This is a genomic window from Luteimonas sp. A649 (assembly GCF_054072735.1).
Window position 1 is genome coordinate 553175 of record NZ_JBSVRQ010000001.1, and the last position, 17941, is coordinate 571115.

Consider the following 17941-nt stretch of genomic DNA (forward strand, 5'->3'; position numbering starts at 1 on the left):
GCATCACCAGCACCCAGACCCCCGCGCCTTCGGCGCGCCCCCCTGACTCAGGGGGGGCTTTCCTCCAGATCGATTCGTCCCGCGACGCCCGAAACACGAGAAGACCACATGTCCGCCACCGCACCGCTTACTTCCACGCCGCTCGACCGCATTCGCATCCTCGAGCCGCGCCATCCCAACCGCTCGACCGGGATCATCAACGGCCGCACCAGCGGCATCCTCAACTGGAACGACATCCCGTATCCGTCGTTCTACCGCGCCTACAAGGAGCTCTCGACCAACTTCTGGATCCCGGACGAGGTCGACATGAAGAGCGACGCCAAGCAGTACGGCGAGCTGTCGGCACGGGAGAAGAACGCCTATGACTCGATCATCGGGCTGTTGGCCACGCTGGACTCGCCGCAGACGCGCTTCATCTACAACGTCGCCGAATACATCACCGACCCGGCCGCGCACGCGAACGCGGCGATCATCGGGCAGCAGGAAGTCATCCACAACGAAAGCTACAGCTACGTGCTGGCCTCGATCACCGACCTGCAGAACCAGAACCGGATCTTCGAGATCGCGCGCACGCACCCGACGATCCAGAAGCGCAACGCGCCGATCATGAACTCGTATGACGATTTCATGCGCGAAAAGACCGCCGAGACCCTGCTGCGCTCGCTGATCCAGTCCTCGATCCTGGAGGGAATCAACTTCTATTCCGGCTTCGCCTACTTCTATAACCTGGTGCGCCAGAACCGGATGGCCGGCACCGGAAAGATCATCAGCTTCATCAACCGCGACGAGCTTGCGCACACCAAGTTCATCAGCGAGCTGATCCGCGCCATCGTCGGCGAGAACCCGGAGCTGCAGACCGATGAGCTGACCGCCTACGTGCACAGCGCCTTCGAGCACGCCATCGAGCTGGAAGTGCAGTGGACCGGCGAAGTACTGGACGGCATCGACGGCATCGATGTCGACGAAATGGTCCGCTACGTAAAGTACCGCGCCAACAAGATGGCCGGGATGCTGGGCATCGAGAGGCTGTATTCCGAGGCCACCGAGAACGTGATGCCCTGGATCAAGGCCTACGCCGACAACTTCACCGAGACCAAGACCGACTTCTTCGAGATGCGAAATGCCAGCTACAAGAAGACGAATTCCGACAATGGCTTCGACGATCTTTGAGCCGATGCGGATCCTGCTCGCCATCGCATCGCTGAGCGGCAATACCCGCGAGGTCGCGCGCCAAGTCGGCGCGCGCTGCGAGGCGCTGGGCCACGCCGTGACCTGGATCGAGGTGGACATGGATGGCCTGGCTGCCGCGGGGACCGGCCCGCGGCACGATCTGTACCTGCTCGGCTCCTGGACCGACAACGCAGGTCGCACGCCTGCCGAGATGAAGCGATTCATCGCCGAGCTGATGGGTGCGGTCGGCAAGCCCGACCGGCTGGCGGTGTTCGGCACCGGCGAGACGCAGTGGGGCGAGGAGTACTACTGCGGTGCGGTCCGGCGCATGGCGAAGTTCTTCGGTAGCCGCTATCCGCCCCTGGAAATCGAGCAGATGCCGCATGGCGCCGGCGACGCCCTGGCGATCGAACGCTGGACCGACCTGGTCCTGTCCGCCACCACGACACATGAAGGAATCACTGCGCATGCGGATCCTGCACGCCACTTCGCCTGATCACTACGCCGCCATGCTGGCAGCGCATCCACGCCTGCTGGTCGATTACTGCAAGGACGACTGTCCCGGCTGCCGGATGCTCGATGCCTCGCTGCAGAAGGCTGCCGCCTCCGGCCTGATCCAGGACATACCCGTGCTCAAGGTGCAGCTGGAGGTCGTCGGCGAAGCGCTGTTCCGCGGCCTCGGCCTGCGGCAGACGCCGACGCTCTCGCTGTTCGCGGATGGCGTGGAGATCGCGCGCCTGCCCGGATTCCAGGCCCCGGCGCAGATCATGCGCGCCCTCGCCGAGGGTTTCGCGCAGGTTTCGGCATGACGGCATCGCCGGACGGGCGGCCAACCGAGGCCAGGCTGATGGAGATGGTCTTTCCGGACCATGCCAACCACCTCGGCACCCTGTTCGGAGGCCAGGCGCTTGCATGGATGGACAAGGCTGCCTTCATCGCGGCATCCCGCTATGCACGCCGTACCGTGGTGACCGCACGCTCCGAGCAGGTCGACTTCAAGCTGCCGATCCAGCAGGGGCAGCTGGTCGAGGTGCTGGCCCGTGTGAATGGCGTCGGCCGCAGCTCGATCCGGGTGGGGGTGGATCTGGTCGCGGAGGATCTGCTGACGGGCGAACGGCGACTGTGCACGCGCGGGACCTTCGTCATGATCGCGCTCGACGTCGACAGGCACCCTGTCGCGGTGGGTGACGGTGGCGCCTAGCGGGTTCCGGCGCCGCCGGGTTGCGCAGGCCGACCATTCGTCGCCACGTCAATATTTCTCTTGCGCACGTGCATCCCTGCGCGTAAGGTGCGCTCCCGTTGCGGGATATCCGCAGCCCCTTTCCTGACTTCAAGCCGCACTTCGACCATGTCCACGCAGAACCGCATAGCCGACCGCCTGCTGCCATCGCTGCCCAAGCGCGATGCGGGCCTGCGTGCGTGGTTCGCGCATGAAGGCGCACTCCTGAACTGACCGGCTCCTCCACGGGAGATCGGTCACCCCGATCTTCCGAGGCACGGCGAATGCCCTCGGACTCCATGCCGGGGGCATTTTCTTTTACGCGTTCGCAAAGGACGACCAAGCACACGCGTGCACCGTGTTGCCAGCGCATCGGCAGCGGTGGGGCGCGAATTAATTGCCGCTTGGAAAGAAGCGGCAATACGCAGTCGAATCTCGATCGGTGACAGCGGTACGGGCTTGCGTTCCGTCCGGTGCGCGCGGCATTGCCGTGGCGTATGCCGATGCCGTTTCGAAGCGGCTGCGACAACGTTGGCTCAACTGGGAGAGCAACAGCCATGTGCTGTCGATTGCGGGTTCGAGTCCCGCACGTTGACCTCTGGATAGCTCAGACGGGTAGAGCAATGGACTTGTAGTCCATGTGTCGCGGGTTCGAATCCCGCTCCAACGATCGCTGATTGTCATCAGCACAACAGGGCGCAAGCCCGAATCGGGAACGTCCCGTGCCTGTTCCGCCAGGCGTCGCAGTGGATCGCGATGCGCAACGAAGCACGCAGCGGGTACCGCGCCGGCACCGCGTCCTGGCGGTGGCAGACAACGTGGGAAGGCGGTTGCGCGCCGATGCGGGTGCGACCGGGGATCCACGGCAGACGCCACCACCAGCACCGGTCGCCCGCCCGCTACCTGTCAGGGGCGTTCCCACTTCTTCAGTCGGCCGCATCGCGCGTCCGGCACAAGGCGGCAACCGGCTCTCCGCACCCAGCGAGCCGGATCACCAGAGCCATTCACAAGGAGAAAACCCATGATGTTCTGGACCCGAAGGGTCGTGATCGGCGACGCCGAACGCGGCCTGGTGTATCGCAACCGCCGTTTCGAGCGCGTCCTCGCGCCGGGCGTGCATCGCCTGTTCGCGTGGCGCGACCAGCTGGACGTGGTCGTGCACGACATCCGCAAGGCGGAGTACGCCGGCGACGACGTCGAGGCGCTGATCGCCGCGCTCGGCGCCCGGCTGGGCGAGACCTTCGTGCTGGCCGACATCGGCATGGACGAAGTCGGACTGGTGTCGAAGAACGGCCGCCTTGAGGATGTGCTGCCGCCGGGCCTGCGCAAGCTGTACTGGCGTGGCCTGGTGCAGGTCGAAGTCGAGAAGGCTTCGCTTGCCGAAGGCCTGCGCGTCGCGCCGGACGTGACGCGTCGCCTGCGCCAGCTCGGCATGCTGGGCCGCGTGGCCGTGGTGCTCGATGTGCCGGTGGAGTCGGCGGGCCTGGTGTTCGTCGACAACACGCTGGAGCAGGTGGTCGGCGCCGGCAGCTACGCCTTCTGGAACTTCCAGAAGAACGTAGCGGTGGAGACCATCGAGCTGCGCGTGCAGTCCATGGAGGTTTCGGGCCAGGAGCTTCTGACCCGTGACAAGGTCAGCCTGCGCGTGAACCTGGCTGCTTCGCTGCGCGTGACCGACCCGGTCGCCGCGCGTACGCAGGTGGCCAAGTACAGCGACTACGTGTACCGCGAGCTGCAGTACGGTCTGCGCAAGGCCGTGGCCGCCAAGACGCTCGATGAGCTGCTTGGCGACAAGGCCACGCTGGACGCGGAGATCTTCGGCCATGTGCGTGGTCGCGTGGAGGCGCTCGGCATCGAGGTGCTGGGTGTCGGCGTCAAGGACGTGATCCTGCCGGGCGAGATGCGCGAGATCCTCAACGGGGTGGTACAGGCGGAGAAGCTGGCCCAGGCCAACGTGATCCGCCGCCGCGAGGAGGCGAACGCCACGCGATCGCTGCTCAACACCGCGAAACTGATCGAGGAAAGCCCGGTCCTGATGCGTTTGAAGGAGCTGGAAGCCCTGGAAAAGGTGACGGAGAAGATCGACAGGCTGACCGTGTTCGGCGGCCTGGATGGCGTCATCAAGCAACTGGTGACGCTGAAGTAGCAACACCCCGCGCGTCGAATGGACGCGGCGCGTGGGCCCTTCAAGGAATGGAACGCGTGAACACTTCGAACTACGAATGGCTGCACCGGGAAGGCGAGACCCCGATCAAGGGGTGGGTCCGTGGCGTGCAGCTGGAAGACAAGGCGCATGCACAGCTGCGCAACATCGCGAGCCTGCCCTTCGTGGGGCCGTGGGTGGCGGTGATGCCGGACGTGCACCTGGGCATCGGTGCCACCGTGGGCTCGGTGGTGCCGACGCGTGGCGCGATCATTCCGGCCGCGGTCGGCGTCGACATCGGCTGCGGCATGGCCGCGGTGCGTACCACGCTCAACGCGCGCGACCTGCCGGACTCGCTGGCGCGGCTGCGTTCGGCGATCGAGCGCGCGATTCCCGTCGGCAACGGCCCGGGCGGCAACCACCGCAAGACGCCCGACAGCGTCGAGTCGGCCCTGGCCGGCTCCGGCCTGTGGCAGCGGCTCGAACGCATCAAGGCGAAGCATCCGCGGATCCGGCTCGACAAGGTGGAGCAGCAGCTGGGCACGCTCGGCGGCGGCAACCACTTCATCGAGGTCTGCCTGGACGAGAGCGAAGCCGCGTGGGTGATGCTGCATTCGGGCTCGCGCGGCACCGGCAACCTGATCGGCACGTACTTCATCCAACCGGCCCGCGATGAGCTGGGCAAGCGCGTGCTCGGCTACCACGTGCCCGACAGGGACCTCGCCTTCTTCATGGAAGGCGAGGCGCTGTTCGACGACTACGTCGAGGCCGTGGGCTGGGCGCAGGACTACGCACGCGCCAACCGCGAGGCGATGATGCAGCGCGTGCTGCACGCCATGCGCGCGGAGCTGCCGAAGTTCAAGCTGCAGGCCATGGCCGTCAACTGCCACCACAACTACGTGCAGAAGGAAGTGCACGGCGGACAGGAGATGTTCGTGACCCGCAAGGGCGCGGTGCGGGCGGGCAGGGACGAGCTCGGCATCATTCCCGGCAGCATGGGCGCGAAGAGCTTCATCGTCCGCGGTCTGGGTAATGACGACAGCTTCCACAGCTGCAGCCACGGGGCCGGGCGGGTGATGAGCCGGACTGCGGCGCGCAACAGCATCACGCTGAAGCAGCACCGTGAGGCCACGGCGCATGTTGAATGCCGGAAGGACCAGGGCGTGATCGACGAGTCGCCTGCGGCCTACAAGGACATCGAGGCGGTGATGGCGGCGCAGCAGGACCTGGTGGAGGTGATGCATACCTTGCGGCAGGTGGTGTGCGTCAAGGGATGAGGGGTGGTCCCGCGGAGGCGGGGCCATTTCTTTCTCCGGGCACGGCAGAGGCTTTTCTTGGGGGCGTCGCCCGCTGCTGTTGTTGGCGAGCCCAGCGATGGCTAGTCTGGCCTTGCAGGGACAGACAAGGGGGACGACATGCATGAGGATCATCGCAAGTACGCGAAGTTCACGACGCGGGCTCGCCTGGATAAATCAGTGAACTCCCTGTTGGGGATCATTGAAGGCATCTCGATCGACGGGGAGATCAATGAACTGGAGGTGGGGTATCTAGAGCTCTGGCTTTCCGAGCACGAGGAGCTCCGAGATCTCCACCCGTACAACGAGTTCGTCCCAGTCGTCACGGCTGCTGTCGCAGATCACGTCCTCAGCCAAGATGAGCGGGACGACATCGTGTGGCTGTGCGAACGCCTCCGATCGGAAGAGTTCTACGATCGCACCACCGCTGACCTGCAGCGCCTGCACGCAATCCTTGGCGGAATCGTTGCTGACACGCGCATTTCGGAGACGGAGCTCCGTGGTCTATCCGACTGGCTGGGCGAGCACGATCACCTGAAACTTGCTGGCCTTACGACGAGATCGGCAGTCTCATCACATCTGTGCTTCTCGACAAGAAGATTGACGAGCAAGAGCACGAGATGCTCCACGCGTACTTTTCTGAGTTCACCGCCTTGCTAGGTGGACGGACGATCACCAGCGCACCTCTAGCCGAGGCTGGGTCAGTGGTGGGTCTCTGTGCAGTCGACCCCGAGATCACTTTCACTGACAGGGGATTCTGCTTCACGGGTGCGTCGTCTCGATTCGTGCGCACGGAGTTCGCAGGGATTGTCGAGAGACTTGGCGGAACAGCCCATGGGAGCCCCTCGAAGAAGGTGCACTACCTCGTGATTGGAGCCGAGGGAAATCCGTGCTGGGCATTCGCGTGCTACGGCCGAAAGGTGGAGAAGGCGGTCCAGCTTCGCAAGGCAGGATCCCGGGTCGTCATCGTGCACGAGTTCGATTTCCATGACGCGGTAGCCGACTACGGATAAGGGGCGGCAGGTCGGGCAGTCGCCGCCATTCAACCGCAGACTTCCGGAGCGGCGTGGCAACGCGTCTCTTTGCGTGTACCGAAACCTGATGTCCGCTGCTGGCCGCCAGGTGTCCATTCTCACGGATTGGATACGCGGCCGACGATCCATTCGACGATCGCGTCGAACCTCTCCTGATCGAGCGCATGTCCTCGGTCGACGCGGAGCTCGGTGACGAAGTCGCCGGCGACCTTGGCCACGACCTGGTCCGCATCCCGCGAGTACTTGTCCCCGGTACCCGATACGACCAGCGTTGGTCGAGGTCCGATGGCTGAAAGAACATCGTGCGTGTCCATCTGGCGAGCGAGCCCGGGCACGGCCTCGAACAGAGTGATCCCGGTGTTCTCCCGACGTCGCGTCTCGAAGCTGCACACCGCACCGCTGACGCATGCGAACCGGCATCGCGAATCGACTGCCGCGTGGTAGAGCGCCGTGTAGCCACCGTACGAGTGTCCCGCCACGCCCACGAGCCGCTCGTCCAGGTCAGCGGCCTGGAGCAGGACGCTCAGGGCGCGCTGGGCGTCATCCAGGCACTTCCTCATCAGCAGGTCGCCATCCAGCAGCCGGTAGCTCATGGCGCTGTAGTGTTGGAGCCAATCGTAGTAGTCCGGCTCCACCCCCTGGACCGCTCCCCGTCGATCCTCGAACGTGATGGAGTCCGGGGCCAGGACCGCGACGCCCCTGCGGGCGAGCGCCGGCCCAAAGGCCTGGAAGGCGTCGCCCACATCGCCCGCGACCTCGCTCTTGCCGAAGTGGAACTCGCCGTTGTGCTGGTGGAAGACAACCACTCCGCCGAGCGTGTCGCGCCCTCTGGGCGTGAACAGGAAGGCGGGAATGAGATCACCTTCGAGTCCGCGGTACCCGATCCTTTCACGGGCGAATCCGTCGGTCTCTTCGGCCTTGCCTCGCTGGAATTCCATCGGGACAGGGTCCGCCAGGCCAAGGCGCTCGCGAAGCGTCGTAGTGAGGTCGTCCTTCATCGGTGGATGGTAGCCCGCAACGACGATGGGTCGCGGGCCTGGTCTGGAGATCGAATTCACCGGTTCTTCTCGCCCGGCCGTGCAGTCATATGCGCCACCGTATCCCGACTGGAATCGACACCTCGATGGACCTGAAAAGCGGCTACCCCTGGTGGGCGGTCAAGAACGGCCTGATGCACGCCTTCCCGGCGCTGCAGGCGGACCATCGCTGCGACGTGGCGGTGATCGGTGGCGGCATCACCGGGGCGCTGATCGCCGACGAGCTGGCCACGCATGGGCATGACGTCGCGGTGTTCGAGCAGCGCGACGTGGGATGGGGCAGCAGCGCCGCCAGCACGGCGCTGCTGCAGTACGAGATCGACACGCATATGGTCGACCTGGCCAAGCGTTACGGCGAGGACAATGCGGTGCTCGCCTACCGCGCCTGCGCCGAGGCCATTCCGCTGCTGCAGGCGAAGGCGGCGGACGTGCGCGACGTGGACTTCGCACGCGCCGGGAGCCTCTATTACGCCAGCCGGCGCCGCGACGTCCGCGCGCTGCGCGCGGAGTTCGCGCTGCGCCAGCGCCACGGCTTCGACATGGCGTGGCTGGAGGCGGAGGCGGTGCGCGAGCAGTTCGGCTTCGATTCGCCGGCGGCGATCCTCAGCCGGCTGGCCGCGCGCGTGGACCCGTATCGCATGGCCTACCGACTGTTCGCGCGGCTGCGCAAGCGCGGCGGTGCGGTGTTCGACCGCACGACCATCGACACCATCCAGCCGCGTTCGCGCGATGTGCTCCTCACCACCGCCGACGGCCACGCGGTGCGCGCCGGCCACGTCGTGATCGCCGCGGGCTACGCCAGCCAGAAGTGGCTGCGCAAGCGCGTCGCCGCCGATCGCAGCAGCTACGCCATGATCACCGACCCGCTCGGCAAGGACGCCCTGGGCCCGCTGGTCGACACCATGGTCTGGGAGACGGCGCGTCCCTATCTGTACATGCGCACGACCGGTGACGGGCGCCTGCTGGTTGGCGGCGAGGACGACAACGTCGACGTGCCTGCGCGACGCGACGCCCGCGTGGAGAAGAAGTCGCGCAAGCTGCTGGACAAGGCCGCGGCCCTGTTCCCGCACCTGCCGCTGCGGCCGGCGTTCTCATGGGCGGGCACCTTCGCTGAGACCCGCGACGGCCTGCCGTTCTTCGGCCCGCACGCGCAGCACGGACCGCGCGTGCATTTCGCGATGGCCTACGGTGGCAACGGCATCACTTATTCGATGATCGGCGCCGGACTGGTGCGGGCGCTGATCGAGCGGCGCAAGCATCCGTTGGCGGCGCTGTTCTCGTTCGATCGCGGGGAAGGCTGAGCCGTCAGTCCAAGCCGGGCGACCGTGCCCGCGCCATCGGTGTCGAAGCGCAGGGCGATGCCGTGGCGCTCGCCCAGGCGGCGCACGATGGCCAGCCCCAGCCCGAAGCCGGCGCTGGCCTCGCCTTTGACGAAGGGCTGGAATGCACCTGCCGCGATGCCGCCGCCCGGGTTGGCGATGCGCAGCCAGTCGCCGTCCACGTCGATCGCGACCTCGCCGGCAGGGGTGTGGGCGAAGGCGTTGCCCACCAGGTTCGACAGCACGATGTGCAGCACGGTCGCCGGCAGGTGCGCCCGCGTGCCGGCGGCCACGTCGAACCGGACCTCGACCGCACGCCCGTCCAGCAGCGGTGCCTGGTCGACGATCACGCGCTCCAGCAGCGGCAGCACGGCGACCTCGCTGACGGCCTCGGCGCTGTGCTCCTCGCGCGCCAGGGCCAGCAGCGTGGCGACGGTCTGCTCGAGTTGGTATGCGGACTGGCGGACATGGTCGAGCTGCAGCCGCGATTCGACATCGAGGTCATCGCGCGCGGCCAGGCGTTCGCAGGCACTGCGGATCACCGCCAGCGGCGTGCGCAGCTCGTGGCTGGCGTCACGGCTGAACTCCCGTTCGCGTGCAACGAAGTCGTCGATGCGCGCGATCAGGCGCTCCAGCCCGCGCGCCAACGTTCCGACCTCGTCGTCCGGAAACGCATCCGAGAATCCCGCGGGCAGCCGTGACGGCGTGGCCTCGTCCACCAGCGCCGCCAGGCGCGACAGCGGCGCGGTCATCCGCCGGGCCAGCCAGGCGCCGAGCAGCAGCGCCAGCGCCAGCACCGCCAGGCTGGACCAGGCCAGCCACTGCAGGATGCCGCTGCGCATCGGGCGCACCGCCAGCTGCTGGCTGACCTCGGCCACCAGCCACGCCGGTGCGGCCGGCGCCGGTGGCTGCAGCGCCTGCAGGTGGTAGTGGCGGCCGCCGTGGCCGGGGAACTCGCGGCGCAAGGGCTCTTCGGCCAGCCAGGCGTCGAGCCCGTCAGGCAGGGCGGCCGGATCGGCATGCACGGCGACGAAGTGCAGCTGCGGACGCGTCCAGTCGCCGTGCGCGGCGTGGTGTGCCAGCTGCGCCTGTGCTTCCTGCTGCAGCAGGCCATGGAAGAAGCGGTCTTCGACCAGGTAGACGAACAGCACCACGTAGAAGCCGTACAGCGCGGCCACCAACAGGGCGAAGCCGCCAAAGGCCAGCATCAGCCGGTGCTGCAGGCGGCGGCGTGGACGCGTCGTGGTGCTCACGCGTCGGCCTCCAGCCGGAAGCCGACGCCATGCACGGTCTTCAGCATCGGCACTGCGAACGGGCGATCCAGCGCCTGCCGCAGCATGTACAGGTGCGTGCGCAGCGGATCCGAGTCGGGTGGGGCATCGCCCCAGATGTGTTCGACCAGTTCGCTGCGGGTCAGGGTGCGCGGCCAGGCTTCGGCGAGCGCGAGCAGCAGCAGCTGCGCGGTGTGCTGCAGCTGCAGGGTATGGCCCTCACGCTGCACCACGCCGCTGCGCCGGTCGATGCTCAGGCTGCCGATGCGCAGCAGGTGCGGCGTGCCGGCGCGGTGGCGCTGCGACAGCGCCAGGCAGCGCGCCAGCAGCTCGGCGCCGGCGAACGGTTTGACCAGGTAGTCGTCGGCGCCGCTGGCAAAGCCCAGCAGCCTGTCGTCCAGCGCGTCGCGCGCGGTGAGCATCAGCACCGGGATGTGGCGATCGGCCTGCGCGCGCAGGCGCTCGCAGACGCGCAGGCCGTCGAGCCCGGGCAGGCCCAGATCGAGCACCAGCACGTCGGGCGGATCCGCCAGCGCCGCCTGCAGCCCGCTCAGGCCATCGGCGGCGAAGCTGGCGGCGATGCCGTGGCCGGCGAACATCGCCGCCAGGTTGTCGCGCAGCACCGGGTTGTCCTCGATCACCAGGATGCGCAGCGCGGGCAGGTGCATGGCTCAGCCGTCGATCCGCTTCAGGAGGGTGACAGCCTCTTCCATCTGCGGCGCCGCTTCCAGTACCTGGAGGACCAGGGCGCGCGCCTGCACGCGCTGGCCCAGGCGAAGGTGGGCTTCGGCGGCACCGAGCTTCAGCTGCGGCTCGCCCATGTGCGGCAGGGCCAGTTCCATCGTCTGCAGCGCGGGCCGAAGCTGGGCGGCATCGTCGCCGGCGACCTGCGCCTGGTAATAGCCGAGCAGACCGATCAGTTCGACGTGATAGCGCGTGGGGTCCTGTTCCAGCGCCGCGGTCGCGCCGGCGATGTCGCCGCTGCGCAGGCGTTCCACCAGGGCCATGCTCAGCTCGTCGCGCCACGGCGTACGCGCGACCGGGGTGCGGCCCAGGGCACGCACGATCGCTTCGGCCACCGCGGTGGTGGAGTAGGGGTTCTGGCCGGTGACCAGGCGTCCATCCACCACCACCTTGGGCATCATCAGTGGCGCTTCGTCCCACATCGCACCGCGCGCCAGCAGCGCATCCTCCAGCAGCCACGGGAACTGCGACGCCCACTTCTTTCCGAACACCGCCTCCTCCTCGTTGCTGAAGCCGGTCATGCGGCGGCCGGCCACCAGCGCGTTGCCGTCGGCCAGGCGGACGTCGGCGAGGGCGGCCGGGCCATGGCAGACCGCGGCAACGACCGCTCCGTTGTCCCATGCCCGGGCGAGCAGGCCTTGCAGTGCGGCATTCCGCGGCAGGTCGAACATCGCGCCCTTGCCGCCGACCACGTAGACGGCGGCGTAGTCCTCGGCGCGCAGCGCGTCGATACGGCGCGTGTCGGCCAGCTGGCGCATCGCCCCGGCGTCGGCCAGCAGCGCAGCGTTGAAGGGCTCGTCGGGGTTGTACTTGTCGGCCTCGATCGCACCGCCCTGCGGGCTTGCGACTTCCACGGACAGGCCGTTGGCCTTGAAGATCAGCCAGGCCTGGGACAGTTCGTCGAACTCGTAGCCGGGGCGGGTCTTGCCGGCGTCGCGGCCTTCGCCGCTGAGCACGACCAGGACGGTGTCGCGTGCGAACGCGGACGGGAGATACAGCAGCACGACGGCGGCGAGCAGGCAGGTAAGGGGCAGGCGGCGCATGGCGGTTCCAGTGGCATCCAGGGGAGGACAGGATCGCGCCGCCATATCAAGCGGATTTCAAACTTCCTGATTGCCGGGGCTTGGGGATCCAGGAGCAAGTTCGCAGCGCAGCGCCGCGACGTGGGCGCGGCCCACGGGCAGTTCCGCACCGTCGGTCAGTACCAGCCAGTAACGGCTGCCAGATCCGGCATGCAGGGTGCGGATATGGCGCAGGTTGACCAGGTAGGACCGGTGGCAGCGCACGAAATCTGGCGGCAATACGGCGCCCAGGCTGGCCAGGGATTTGTCGTGCAGTTCGCTGCGGCCGTCGCGCATGCGCAACTGGCTGTAGTCGCCGTCGGCGCGGATCCACAGCACATCCGCCAGTTCGACGAGTGCCGTGCCTTGCGCACGCCAGACGCCGAGGTAGCGGGCGCGGCCGGAACGGTAGCGGCCGACATCGAGCAGGCGCTCGAGTGCCTGGCCGAGGCGCTCGCGGGAAAACGGCTTGGGGACGAAATCCAGTACGCCGTGCTCGAAGGCCTGCAGCGCACGCTCGCGATGGGCCGAGACCACGACGCAGTGGTAGCGGCCCGCCACCGCGTTCCGCAGCAGTTCGAAGCCGTCCTCGCCACCCAGGTTCAGGTCCAGCAGCAGCCCGTCGTAGACGCTGCGCTGGAGGCGGTCGCCCGCTGATTCCAGGTCGGCGACGGCGTCGAAGCGTGCACGTGCGCCGGCCAGCTCGGTGCATAGACGCAACAGACGCTGGCGTACCAGCGGCTCGTCCTCGACGATCAGGATGCGCATGCCAGCTCGATCCGGCCGCACCAGTCCGCGCCATCCACGCCCTGGACGAAGCGCCAGCCGCCGGGACAGCTGGCCGCCAGGCTGGCCTCGATGTAGCGCGTGCCGGTTCCATGGCCGCGGTGCGGTGCGGACCCGCGTGCGCTGCGGAGTTCCAGGACCCAGTGGTCGTTCTCGCGACGCACGCGCAGGCGGAACGGATGCTGCGCGCAGGCGGCGGCTCCGGCATGGGTCAGCGCGTTTTCGACCTGGGCGTGGAGAACGCCGGGTGGCAGTGACAGTCCAGTGTCGTCGGCGTCGATCTCGAAGCTGATGGGGCGATTCTGGGCCAGGCCAACGATGTCGAGGTGGCTGCGGCACAGGGCCAGCTCGTCCTCCAGCGGAACGCTTTGGCGGCTGCTGCTCTCGCGCAGGCGATCGAACTGCTCCGCCAGCGACTCGACCAGACGGCTGGCGCGCGGCGGGGCCTGTTCGATCAGTTCCTGCAGGCAGGTCAAGGTGTTCATGAGCCAGTGCGGCTGGATGCCCCGCTGCAGCAACTGCAGCGAAAGGCGGGCGCGCTCTTCGCGCAACAAGGCGTTATGCCGGTCCAGTGCACGCAGCTGCGCCGCGTGGCGCAGAAGCAGGAAACCCATCAACACCGCCAGGAACAGGAAGTACGGGCCGTCGAGGAAGGCGCTGCCAGCGAAGGGCATCGTCAACGCGCCAGCCAGTACCAGCGTCAGGATGGGCCAGCGCTCCTCTTGCTCACGCCGGGCGCGCAGCAACAGCCAGGCCGAAGCGAACAGGCTCAGCAGCAGTACGGCCGCGCCGCGGCCATCGAAGCTCGGCACGAATGCGGTCACCCCCGCGAGCGCTGCGAGGTAGCCGATGCGTGTGTGAAGTGGCACCGCAGCGTCGAAGCGACGCGCGATGTAGGCCGGCAGCAGGACCGCGGCCGCCAGGTGCAGCACCTGCAGTGTGAGCAGGCGTGGACCGTGCCAGGGATAGGCATAGCCCAGCAACGGGCGCCAGGCCTCGATGACCGGCAATGCAAGGCCGACCGCGCCAAGCGCGAGCAGCAGGCGAGCACCGGGCACGCGCAGCCGGCCGCGTTGCACTGCCAGGAAATACAGGAATGCCGCCGCGAGCGCACCCGTGGCGAACGCCGCGATCAGCCACGGCTGGAGGCGATGGCTGTAGATCGCTTCGACCGGCGCCACCTCGACGGCGGCGTCCGCACTATGTGGGCGAAACCACTGGTGGTGACTGGAAGCGAGCACGACCAACTCGTCCGTGCCGCTGGGAGAGGATGGCGGCAGCACGCGGACGATGTCGATGCGGCCGGCTCGTTCCTCCTCTGCTGTACGCCCCACGATGCCGTTGCCTGCCAATGGTTCTCCATTCCAGAAAGGCTGGCTGGCGGCGCGTAGCGACAGGCGCAGTGCACGGTCGGCACTGTGCTGCTCCCTGGGCGCAGGCAATCGCCAGCGCAGCCAGTAGGGATCGCGCCAGCCGGCCAGTTCCCGCTGGTCGAGCGGGCGCCAGTCGAGGTCGTCCGGCGGCGTCTGCGGCACGGTCCCCGAAACGTCGAAGGCGGGAGCCATTTCCGCGGCCAGCACATGCAACGTTGCCGGGTGGCGCGCCGAAACTGACAGCCAGGCCGCGATGGCGGCCAGCAACATGGCGAGTGCGATCAGGGTGCGCGGAAGCTGCATGCGTTCATCGTATCTGCTGCGCGGAGACGCTGGTCCCCCGGCTGGAGCTGTTGGGCGGACGGGGCGGCCTGGACCACAACGCCGGAGGAGATGCTGGCGGCTGTGACCTGTGCCGTGGAGTCCGTCATGTCCGCCGTATCGCTTTCCGTTTCCCGCCTTCGTGGTCGCTGCCTGCACTCTCGGGCAGCGGCCAGGCTGCTGGCGGCGATGTGCCTGTGGCTTGCCGGTGCGATGCCCGTACTGGCGGGCGATGTGCACGCACCGCTGGCGTTCACGCCCTATGCGTTCGAAACCGCACAACACGGCACCATCGCGGCCGAGGTCGCTTTCCTGGATGTGCCGCGTCGGCATGGTGAGCCAGAGGGACCGCGCATGCGCTTGCGGGTGGTGCGCCTGCCGGCCACGGGCGGCGATGGCCGCGCTGCGCCCGTGGTCTATCTGGCCGGCGGCCCTGGGGGATCCGGTGTCGGGACGGCGCGCGGTCCGCGCTGGCCGGTGTTCGACCGGGTCCGGCGCGAGACCGATGTATTGCTGCTCGACCAGCGTGGCACGGGCCTCTCGGAACCGCCGCCGCCATGCCCGCATGTGCATCGTTTCGACGACGCCCAGCCAGTGGTGCGGGACGCCGCGCTGGCGGCGCTGCGCTCCACGGCCGCGCGCTGCATCGCTTACTGGCAACAGGAGGGCATCGATCTGGCTGCCTACACCACCGCCGAGAGTGCCGGCGACATCGAGCACCTGAGACGCGCGCTGGGTGTGCAGCGGATCAGTCTGTGGGGCATGAGTTACGGCACCCACCTGGCCCTGGCCAGTGTCCGCCTGCACGGGGCGGGCATTGACCGCATCGTGTTGATCGGCGCCGAGGGGCCCGACGATACGCTCAAGCTGCCGCTGGCGGCCGATGCCTTGCTGGCCGAGCTGGCCGTCGTCGCCGAAGGTGACGGATTCGATGACCTGGCCGGATCGGCACGGCGCGTGCTTGAGGCGTTGCGCCACCAGCCAGGCCAGGGCCGCAGCCTCATGCATGGCGGCAGGATGGTGACGATCGGCGAGTACGACGCGCAGATGGCAATCGCGGCCACGCTCGGGCGACGCTCTACCCAGCAGTTGTTGCCGTTGGCGCTACGCGACGCCGAGCGCGGCGACTACGGCCTGATGGCGGACATCGTGCTGGCAGTGCGCGAGCAGCTCGGCGAGTTCCGCGCCATGCCGCTGGCGATGGAAGTGGCGTCCGGCCAGAGCCCGCACCGCAGGGCCTTGGTCGAGGCGCAGGCGCGCGACAGCCTGTTCGGCGACGCGATCAACTTTCCCTTCCCGATGCTCGGTGACGGCCTCGGACTCGTCGACCTCGGCGAGGTATTCCGTGCACCGTTGCGAAGCGCCGTGCCGGTGCTGTTCGTCAGCGGCACGCTGGACGGGCGCACGCCGCCGGCAAATGCGCAGGCGCTACTGCCCGGCTTCAGTGACGGCAGGCACCTGCTGGTGCGCGGTGCCAGCCATGACGATGAACTCTGGCTGGGTCAGTCGGAGATTGCCGGACGCATCGCCGACTTTCTCGCCGGCCGCCCGGTACACGACGCCGTGCTGGAGGTGCCGCCGCCAGCGTTTGCCACAAGCAAGTTCGAGCTGCTGCTGCTCGCGCTCGGTATCGGCCGGGGGGAGGCGTTGGCGGCGCTCGCGACCGTGATGGGATTGCCGCTGGCGGTGTGGATGCTCTGGCGGCGGTGGCGTCGCAAGTCTCGGGTTCGCGGTGGTCGGCCTAAGCCGTTGATCTGAAACCGCTCTCACTGTCTGAGACCGCCCGGCGCTGGAATCTTCCGACCGCCGGGCTTGCTTATGTCCGACAAGGTAAATAGATTTTTACCCATGACCGACGACCTCACCCCCCGACAGCGCGACGTGCTCGCCTTCATCCAGACCCATGCCGAGGCCGAGGGCGCGCCGCCCACGCTGCAGCAGATCGCCGACGCCTTCGGCTTCCGCCAGGCCTGCGCGGCGCACAAGCACGTGCGCCGGCTCGAGGCCGCCGGTTACCTGGAAGTGCGGCCGAACGAGGCGCGCGGCATCCGCGTGGTCGGCGGCATGGCGCAGGCCGGTGCGGCGGGACGGGCAGGGCGCGCGCGCCACGTGCCCGGCACGCGGTTGAAGGTCCGCGACGACCGCCTCGAACTGCCGGTGCTCGGCCGCGTGGCCGCGGGCGCGCCGGTCGGCGCCGATGCGGGCGTGGAGCGCATGCTGCTGCTCGACCGCGCGCTGTTTTCCAGCAAGCCCGATTACCTGCTGCGGGTGAAGGGCGACTCGATGCGCGATGACGGCATCTTCGACGGCGACCTGGTGGCGGTGCAGCGCGCCAGCGACGCGCGCAACGGGCAGGTGGTGGTGGCGCGCGTGGAGGGCGAGATCACCATCAAGCGCCTGGAGCGCACGCACAGCCGGATCCGCCTGCTGCCGCGCAATCCCGACTACGCGCCGATCGAGGTGCCGGCGGGCGCGGACTTCGCGATCGAAGGCCTGTACTGCGGCCTGGTGCGCACGGCGTGAGGGCATGGCGATGACTTTGGCGCCCGCGCTTGCTTCGCTGCCCAGCCTCGACGCCATGCTGTCGGCGCGCACCGTGTGGCGCGCAGGCCGTACGCCGGTGCTGGAAGCCGATGGCGAGCCCACCGGTCATGCCGGGCTTGACGCGCTGCTGCCGCAGGGCGGCTGGCCGCGCGCCGCGCTGACCGAGCTGCTGCTGCCGGCCGACGGCGTCGGCGAGCTGGCGCTGCTGCTGCCCACGCTGGCGCGGCTGACGCAGGCGGGCGATGTGGTCGCGGTGGTGGCGCCGCCGTACCTGCCCTACGCGCCAGCCTGGCAGGCGGCGGGTGTGGACCTGCGCCATCTCGAGATCATCGAGGCCGACGCGCGTGGTGCGCTGTGGGCCTTCGAACAGTGCCTGCGCAGCGCGGCCTGCGCCGCGGTAATGGGCTGGCCGCTGCAGGCCGATGCGCAGGCGCTGCGCCGGCTGCAGGTGGCTGCGGACAGCGGCGACTGCCTGGGGTTCGCGTTCCGCGATGCCAAGCACGCGGTCAATCCCTCGCCGGCGGCGCTGCGGCTGGAGTACGCCTGCGGCCGCGAAGGCAAAGGCGCCTGGCACGTGCGCAAGTGCCGAGGCGCCAATCCGCCCACCCGCCCGTTCGCCATCCC

General features: G+C 68.2%; 16 protein-coding genes, 2 tRNA genes and 2 pseudogenes. 14 read left to right on the forward strand and 6 right to left on the reverse strand.

Annotated features, from left to right (window positions below; all coding sequences use genetic code 11):
• Nucleotides 1-108: 108 nt before the first annotated feature.
• The 10 genes from ACW5E8_RS02660 (at nucleotide 109) to ACW5E8_RS02705 (ending at nucleotide 6840) form a co-directional block, all read left to right on the forward strand.
• On the forward strand, nucleotides 109-1170 hold the full coding sequence (locus ACW5E8_RS02660; protein ID WP_456963954.1) for a ribonucleotide-diphosphate reductase subunit beta: 1062 nt from the start codon (nucleotides 109-111) through the stop codon (nucleotides 1168-1170).
• Nucleotides 1171-1174: 4 nt separating this feature from the next.
• Complete coding sequence (locus tag ACW5E8_RS02665; RefSeq protein WP_456965218.1) at nucleotides 1175-1666, forward strand: flavodoxin; 492 nt, start codon at nucleotides 1175-1177, stop codon at nucleotides 1664-1666.
• Nucleotides 1638-1979: a thioredoxin family protein gene (locus ACW5E8_RS02670; RefSeq protein WP_456963955.1), complete on the forward strand. Its 342-nt coding sequence runs from the start codon at nucleotides 1638-1640 to the stop codon at nucleotides 1977-1979. The genes ACW5E8_RS02665 and ACW5E8_RS02670 overlap by 29 nt, the downstream gene beginning before the upstream one ends.
• Nucleotides 1976-2371, forward strand: coding sequence for an acyl-CoA thioesterase (locus tag ACW5E8_RS02675; protein ID WP_456963956.1), 396 nt, complete (start codon nucleotides 1976-1978; stop codon nucleotides 2369-2371). The genes ACW5E8_RS02670 and ACW5E8_RS02675 overlap by 4 nt, the downstream gene beginning before the upstream one ends.
• 543 nt (nucleotides 2372-2914) lie before the next feature.
• Nucleotides 2915-2985: transfer RNA gene (locus tag ACW5E8_RS02680), tRNA-His, on the forward strand.
• 3 nt (nucleotides 2986-2988) lie between these two features.
• Nucleotides 2989-3056, forward strand: a tRNA-Thr gene (locus tag ACW5E8_RS02685).
• Between the two features lie 357 nt (nucleotides 3057-3413).
• On the forward strand, nucleotides 3414-4535 hold the full coding sequence (locus ACW5E8_RS02690; protein WP_456965219.1) for a slipin family protein: 1122 nt from the start codon (nucleotides 3414-3416) through the stop codon (nucleotides 4533-4535).
• Nucleotides 4536-4582: 47 nt separating this feature from the next.
• A complete protein-coding gene (locus ACW5E8_RS02695; RefSeq protein WP_456963957.1) occupies nucleotides 4583-5809 on the forward strand; it encodes an RtcB family protein in 1227 nt (408 codons plus the stop codon).
• A 138-nt stretch (nucleotides 5810-5947) separates the two neighbouring features.
• A complete protein-coding gene (locus ACW5E8_RS02700) occupies nucleotides 5948-6487 on the forward strand; it encodes a hypothetical protein (RefSeq protein WP_456965287.1) in 540 nt (179 codons plus the stop codon).
• Nucleotides 6448-6840, forward strand: coding sequence for a BRCT domain-containing protein (locus ACW5E8_RS02705; protein WP_456965220.1), 393 nt, complete (start codon nucleotides 6448-6450; stop codon nucleotides 6838-6840). Before ACW5E8_RS02700 ends, ACW5E8_RS02705 begins: the two co-directional genes overlap by 40 nt.
• Nucleotides 6841-7286: 446 nt before the next feature.
• Here ACW5E8_RS02705 and ACW5E8_RS02710 read toward each other — a convergent pair.
• A pseudogene (locus tag ACW5E8_RS02710) lies at nucleotides 7287-7859 on the reverse strand (dienelactone hydrolase family protein); the annotation flags it as partial.
• Between the two features lie 125 nt (nucleotides 7860-7984).
• Between ACW5E8_RS02710 and ACW5E8_RS02715 the strand changes: the two are divergent.
• Nucleotides 7985-9199 (forward strand): NAD(P)/FAD-dependent oxidoreductase, encoded by a 1215-nt coding sequence (locus ACW5E8_RS02715; RefSeq protein WP_456963958.1) that lies wholly within the window; start codon nucleotides 7985-7987, stop codon nucleotides 9197-9199.
• On the opposite strand, the gene ACW5E8_RS02720 is transcribed toward ACW5E8_RS02715, so the two are convergent.
• Genes ACW5E8_RS02720 through ACW5E8_RS02740 form a run of 5 tightly spaced genes read right to left on the reverse strand, consistent with a single transcriptional unit; the run spans nucleotide 9103 to nucleotide 14755 of the window.
• Nucleotides 9103-10470 carry a sensor histidine kinase gene (locus ACW5E8_RS02720; RefSeq protein ID WP_456963959.1) on the reverse strand — a complete coding sequence of 456 codons (1368 nt, stop codon included), beginning with the start codon at nucleotides 10468-10470 and terminating at the stop codon, nucleotides 9103-9105. The genes ACW5E8_RS02715 and ACW5E8_RS02720 overlap by 97 nt on opposite strands.
• Nucleotides 10467-11156, reverse strand: a complete 690-nt coding sequence (locus ACW5E8_RS02725; RefSeq protein ID WP_456963960.1) for a response regulator transcription factor — start codon at nucleotides 11154-11156, stop codon at nucleotides 10467-10469. Before ACW5E8_RS02725 ends, ACW5E8_RS02720 begins: the two co-directional genes overlap by 4 nt.
• Nucleotides 11157-11159: 3 nt before the next feature.
• The gene (locus tag ACW5E8_RS02730) at nucleotides 11160-12275 is read right to left on the reverse strand and encodes a type 1 glutamine amidotransferase domain-containing protein (protein ID WP_456963961.1); all 1116 of its coding nucleotides are present in this window, start codon (nucleotides 12273-12275) and stop codon (nucleotides 11160-11162) included.
• A 57-nt stretch (nucleotides 12276-12332) separates the two neighbouring features.
• Nucleotides 12333-13061, reverse strand: a complete 729-nt coding sequence (locus ACW5E8_RS02735; RefSeq protein WP_456963962.1) for a LytR/AlgR family response regulator transcription factor — start codon at nucleotides 13059-13061, stop codon at nucleotides 12333-12335.
• Complete coding sequence (locus ACW5E8_RS02740; protein ID WP_456963963.1) at nucleotides 13049-14755, reverse strand: histidine kinase; 1707 nt, start codon at nucleotides 14753-14755, stop codon at nucleotides 13049-13051. Before ACW5E8_RS02740 ends, ACW5E8_RS02735 begins: the two co-directional genes overlap by 13 nt.
• A gap of 126 nt (nucleotides 14756-14881) precedes the next feature.
• Between ACW5E8_RS02740 and ACW5E8_RS02745 the strand changes: the two genes are divergently transcribed.
• The 3 genes and pseudogenes from ACW5E8_RS02745 to imuA form a co-directional block, all read left to right on the forward strand.
• Nucleotides 14882-16531, forward strand: coding sequence for an alpha/beta hydrolase (locus ACW5E8_RS02745; RefSeq protein WP_456963964.1), 1650 nt, complete (start codon nucleotides 14882-14884; stop codon nucleotides 16529-16531).
• Nucleotides 16532-16621: 90 nt separating this feature from the next.
• Nucleotides 16622-17296, forward strand: coding sequence for a transcriptional repressor LexA (gene lexA / locus ACW5E8_RS02750; protein ID WP_456963965.1), 675 nt, complete (start codon nucleotides 16622-16624; stop codon nucleotides 17294-17296).
• Between the two features lie 4 nt (nucleotides 17297-17300).
• A pseudogene (imuA, locus tag ACW5E8_RS02755) lies at nucleotides 17301-17930 on the forward strand (translesion DNA synthesis-associated protein ImuA); the annotation flags it as partial.
• Between the last annotated feature and the right edge of the window lie 11 nt (nucleotides 17931-17941).